The organism is uncultured Campylobacter sp. (assembly GCF_937949835.1).
In the GTDB taxonomy this organism is placed as follows: Bacteria; Campylobacterota; Campylobacteria; order Campylobacterales; family Campylobacteraceae; genus Campylobacter_B.
In genome coordinates this window covers 1-5050 of record NZ_CALEDC010000292.1, presented here as the reverse complement: position 1 = coordinate 5050, position 5050 = coordinate 1, and the positions used below count along the sequence as shown (strand labels likewise).

Annotated in this window: 5 protein-coding genes; 4 read left to right on the top strand and 1 reads right to left on the bottom strand. The window is 48.6% G+C overall.

All coding sequences use genetic code 11. The features are described 5' to 3' along the window. From Q0256_RS06560 to Q0256_RS06550, 3 genes are all read left to right on the top strand, one after another. On the top strand, positions 1–1583 hold a 1583-nt coding region (locus Q0256_RS06560), incomplete at its 5' end, for an N-acetylmuramoyl-L-alanine amidase (protein WP_297961390.1). A 663-nt stretch (positions 1584–2246) separates the two neighbouring features. Further along, positions 2247–2966 (top strand): hypothetical protein, encoded by a 720-nt coding sequence (locus tag Q0256_RS06555; RefSeq protein ID WP_297961387.1) that lies wholly within the window; start codon positions 2247–2249, stop codon positions 2964–2966. Beyond that, the gene (locus Q0256_RS06550; RefSeq protein WP_297961384.1) at positions 2963–3289 is read left to right on the top strand and encodes a hypothetical protein; all 327 of its coding nucleotides are present in this window, start codon (positions 2963–2965) and stop codon (positions 3287–3289) included. Before Q0256_RS06555 ends, Q0256_RS06550 begins: the two co-directional genes overlap by 4 nt. A 102-nt stretch (positions 3290–3391) precedes the next feature. On the opposite strand, the gene Q0256_RS06545 is transcribed toward Q0256_RS06550, so the two are convergent. Next, complete coding sequence (locus Q0256_RS06545; RefSeq protein WP_297961381.1) at positions 3392–4498, bottom strand: FtsW/RodA/SpoVE family cell cycle protein; 1107 nt, start codon at positions 4496–4498, stop codon at positions 3392–3394. Between the two features lie 53 nt (positions 4499–4551). Between Q0256_RS06545 and Q0256_RS06540 the strand changes: the two genes are divergently transcribed. Further along, on the top strand, positions 4552–5050 hold a 499-nt coding region (locus Q0256_RS06540; protein ID WP_297961378.1), incomplete at its 3' end, for an RluA family pseudouridine synthase.

Genomic DNA, 5050 nt, shown 5'->3' with positions numbered 1-5050 from the left:
AAACAAGCTCTGCTAGCAATGAGGACTCCCAAGCTTCGGGCAGCTCCAAAACAAAATCCGCAAAAAGCGAGAAAAGCTCCAAAGCGGAAAATTCCAAAAGCTCCTCAAATTTAGCGAATAAAAGCGCCAAAGCTTCCGCCTCGGAAAATTCTAAATCCTCCACATCCAAAAACTCCTCCGCCAAAAAAACGCAAGCTGCAAAAAACGCCGATCTAAGCTCGCTATCTAGTGAGGATTTGGAATTCTTACGCTCGACTAGACCTCACGGCGCGGACGACGCAAAAAATTCAACAGACGATGCGCATAGTAGCGACTCAAGCGAAAATCTCGCAGAAGCCGATGACTCCTTACAAGCGCAGAATTCCGCGGATGATGAGAAGTCCGCAGATCAAAGTAGCGAGCTTAGAAAAAGCAATGTCAAAAAAGCGGACAAAAACGCCCAGCTTGCATTAAATTCTCTGCGCGGCGATGGGGATGAGATCGTGCTTGAGTTTAACCGCGATCTAAAGCGCGGCGATTATAAAGATTTTACGATCGCAAGTAGCGATAATTTTCGCTTCGTGCTCGATTTTAGCGCGCGGCAAAAGTCACAAAAAACGCGGTTTAAAGATAGCTTCGTTAGCGATGTACGTGTCTCGCAATACAACGACAAGACCGTGCGCGTCGTGCTTAGCGACGAGAAAAAATTTAACGCGAATATGCAGATCGACGGAAACTTAATGATCTTAAGCGCCGCGGAAAACTCCAAGTCCACAAAATCCGCGCGCGCAGAAAAAAGCAAGGATCAAAAATTGGGGCGCAAGCGCGGACGCGAGCAAGATAGCGAGCCGCAAATCAGCACGATAGATGATTCGCAAGGCGCCAAATCGGTCTCCATAGCCGCCGGTAAAATTTATAAATCCACCAAAGGCAAGCTCATCGTCATCGATCCGGGTCACGGCGGCAGCGATTCGGGCGCGGTAGGAAACGGGCTGAAGGAAAAAAACGTCGTGCTGGCCACATCCAAAAAGCTCGGCGCGCTGCTTACCAAGCGCGGATACAAGGTGCTTTATACGCGCAGCACCGACGTTTTTATAAATTTAAGGTCGCGCACCGCTTTCGCCGCTAAAAAAAACGCCGATATGTTTATCTCTATCCACGCAAATGCCGCTCCTAACGCTAGCTCAGCACTTAAAATGAGCGGCGTGGAGACCTTTTTCTTAAGCCCGGCTAGAAGCGAACGCAGCAAAAACGCCGCCGCGCTCGAAAACAGGGGCGATTTGGAGGATATGAACACCTTCTCGAAGCAGACCTTCCTAAATTTCTTAAATCGCGAGAAGATAATATCCTCGAACAAGCTTGCCATCGACATTCAAAGCTATATGCTAAGCTCTGTTAAAAAGAGCTTCTCGAGCAGAGACGGCGGCGTGCGCGAGGCGCCGTTTTGGGTGCTGGTCGGCGCTACGATGCCCGCGGTACTCGTGGAGATGGGCTACATCACGCACCCGCAGGAAGGTAAAAATTTAGGCAAAAGTGCCTATCAAGACCGCATCGCCCAAGGCATCGCAAACGGTGTGGATGCGTACTTTCAGAAAAACAAGTGATGAAATTTTACGCGCTGCGATTTTACGAGCGAGATGAAATTTTATTTCGGCGCGAGATTTGCTCCGCGGATATAAGTTGGGTGAGCGGCACAGATCTTGCAATAAACACAGCGCGAAGGCGGTAAATTTAAAATTTAAAACCCACAGCGCTAAATTTAAAGCAAAACGTGCGGCGCTTGGGTGCAAAATTCGCTCGTGTGCCAAATATTTACTACGAGCAGGTAAATTTTGCGGAGCGTCTTGCGGTGCCACGAGCTAGGGACACATACGGCTTAGGCGCGGAATTTTTAGCGCAGCTGGCGGTAAAATTTTAAAGCACGGACTTGGCTCCACTTGCTCAGCAGAGTGCAGCTGGCGGTAAAATTTACCGACAGAATCGCATTTAAGCCGCGCGAAAATAGCGATTTGGTCGCGCTAACGCAAGTCGTGTTTCAAACCGCATTCGCGCAATTAGGATTGCGTTTAAGTTATGAGCGTGTATATTGCGCCAGTCGCACTTAAAACAGCACGGTCGCGTCCTGAAATTTTGAGCGATGTTTGCAGGGCGGCGATGTTTACATAATGCTGCGAACGCGGCAGTTACAGCGTGCCGATACTTGCGCTCTATGCGCATAAAAGGCGCAGCTGAATCGTAAATTAAAGATAAATTTTAAAAGGTCTGAAATGAAAAAAATCGTATTTTTGATCCTGCTCTTCGCAGCCGTTGCGCTCGCGCTCTACGTCACCTCGCGCGTCAATCCAAATCTTTTCGCCGAAATCAAAATCCTAGGCGCGCTGCTAAACGCCACGATCTTCGGCGTCGCGCTCATCGCCTTAGCGATCGGCGAAAAGGAGCTCGTGCACTTTCCGTTTCTTACCGCCTCGCTGCTGGCGCTGTTTTCGGGGCTGGTAGAGGGCGTGCTGCTCTTCGAAAACCGCTACTACATCGCGATCACGGCGGCGGCGTTCGTCGCTTTCGTCTTTTATCTACAGATCAAGCACAAAAGATTTTCAAACAAAGCTTATAAAAATTCTGCGGACGAAAGCTCTAAAAATTTAGATGAGGGCGCAAATTTAAAAGACGCGGATTTCGGCAGCGCAAAAGAGGCGCAGGAGCCGCAAAATAAAAGCGCCGCGACGGATGAAATTTTAAACTTTAAAAGCGGCGGCGAAATTTCAAATTCTCAAAACGAGGATGAAATTTTAAACTCCAGTGGCGATCTCGGTGAAAATTTCGCGAGCGGCGCCGATGAAAATTCTACGCATCGCGCCGATGAAAATTCCGACGGAAATTTTAAAATTTCAAACGAAGGCGCGGGCGAAGGCGGCGCGAGCGAAAATTCCGCGCAAAATTTCAATCAAGGCGGTGAAAATTCCGCGCCCGATGCAAGGCGCGATAGATGATCAGATCCGCGCTGATCGCGCTTGCAGTGATATTTTTACTGCTTTTAAATTTAGCCAATCTTTTCGGCATGATAGGCATAAGCGGGCCGGTGCCTGCGATGATCTGGTTTGCGATCAGCTTCTGCGGGGTTTTTTACCTATACAAATTTTGCGGCGCAAAGCCCGTCTCGGCGCGGATCGGGATCTTTGCCGTAGCCTTCGTGGGCGGATTTTTCACGAGCGTTTTGTACTACGGATTTTTTAATTCGCAAACTTTGGAATTTGCCTTTACATACGCCCTTTTCGCGGTGGTTTTTACGCTCGGTATCGGCGTGATTTTGTAGCGAGTTTAAAATTTAGCCCGCTGCTTCAAATTTCACCGCCGACTTAAAAATAAGTCCCGCGCGATTTTGTAGAATTTCAAAATTTATCCGCGAACGCTAAATTTACATCCTAATCTTATAGGTCTTGTAGTTATCCTTCATCCTAAACGTCAGCAAATTTTGCAAAATTCCAAAAAGGATCATAAAGGTGATGAAGCTGCTGCCACCGTAGCTAAAAAACGGCAGTGGCACGCCCACGACGGGCGCGAAACCCACCACCATCGAGATATTAACGCCCGTGTAGATGAAAATGAGCGAGGCAAGCGCGCTCGTAAAGACCCGTATCAGATAATCGCTTTTAAAATCGTAGTTTAGGCTCAGCAGATGCAGTATCAGTAGCGCATACAGCGCGATTAGCGCGGCAGCCCCCACGAAGCCGAAGCGCTCGATCGTATAAGCGAAGATAAAATCGCTCGTCGCAATCGGCAAGAATTTAAAGTGCGTCTGCGTCGCTTCGTCTCTATCCTTGCCGTAGATGCCGCCGTTTCCGATAGCGATGATCGCCTGCTTGACCTGGTAATTGGGCTCCTCGCTGATGAAATCGGCGATGCGCTTTTTTTGATAATCGTGCATGTTTTCGTACAAAATCGGCGAGCTGGCCACAAAAACGATGATCAGCGTGAGCCAAATTTTTTTATCGACGCCGATGATGAAAAGGATCGCAAATCCGGTCAAAAAAAGTATCGCGGCGGTGCCTAGATCGGGCTCTTTCGCGATCAGAACAAAAGGCAGAAGTATGTAAAAGCTAAGGCGCAAAAAATCCTTCAGCCCGTAGCCGTTTTTCGGCGGCGGATTTTTGTGTATCAGATACATCAGCATCAGGATAAACGCGGGCTTCATCACCTCGCTGGGCTGCAGCGTAAAATGCACGAAAGGGATCTCCAGCCAGCGCCTAGCTCCTAGCTTGCTAACGCCGAAAAAATCGACGCTTAGCAGCAATATGATGTTGGTCCAATAAAATATCGGTATGAGATATAAAAATTTGCGTATCGGAAAGAGAAAAAATAGAGTAAAAACGGCAAATCCGACGCCAAAATATACTACCTGTTTTGAGGACAGCACGTCGTTTGCCTCGCTTATTAAAATGTATGAAAAAACCACTATTGGCACGATTAAAAAAGGTTGAATGAAATCAAAATATGCTAAAATCTTTTTGTCAATTTTAAACAACGCTTAATCCTAATTAAAATTTTGACGTAAGAATAGCCAAAAAAGGTATAAATTTGGATAATCTAATATCACAATGCAGCGAAAGACTCGACGTTTTTTTAAGCTCGCAGCTTGGAATTTCGCGCAACCAAATATCAAGCTTAATCAAATCTGCAGCGGTCAGAGTGGACGGAGCCGTGCAGACTAAGCCCGGCTACAAGTTATCTGCGGGCGAGCTCGTCCACATCGACTACCCCGCGCCCGCGCCGCAGCAAACAAGCGCAGAGAGGCTAGATTTCGACGTTGAAATTTTATACGAGGACGATGATCTGCTCGTGGTAAATAAGCCCGCGGGTCTTACCGTTCACCCCGCCGCGAGCGTCAAAGAGCCCACGCTCGTGGACTGGCTCAAGTCTCGCGGCTATCTGCTTTCCACGCTCGGCGGCGAGCTTCGCGCGGGCATCGTACACCGCCTGGATAAGCTCACCAGTGGTGCCCTGCTCGTCGCCAAAAACAACGCCGCGCACGCCGCGCTCTCGGCGCAGCTAAGCGATAAGAGCATGGGGCGGATAT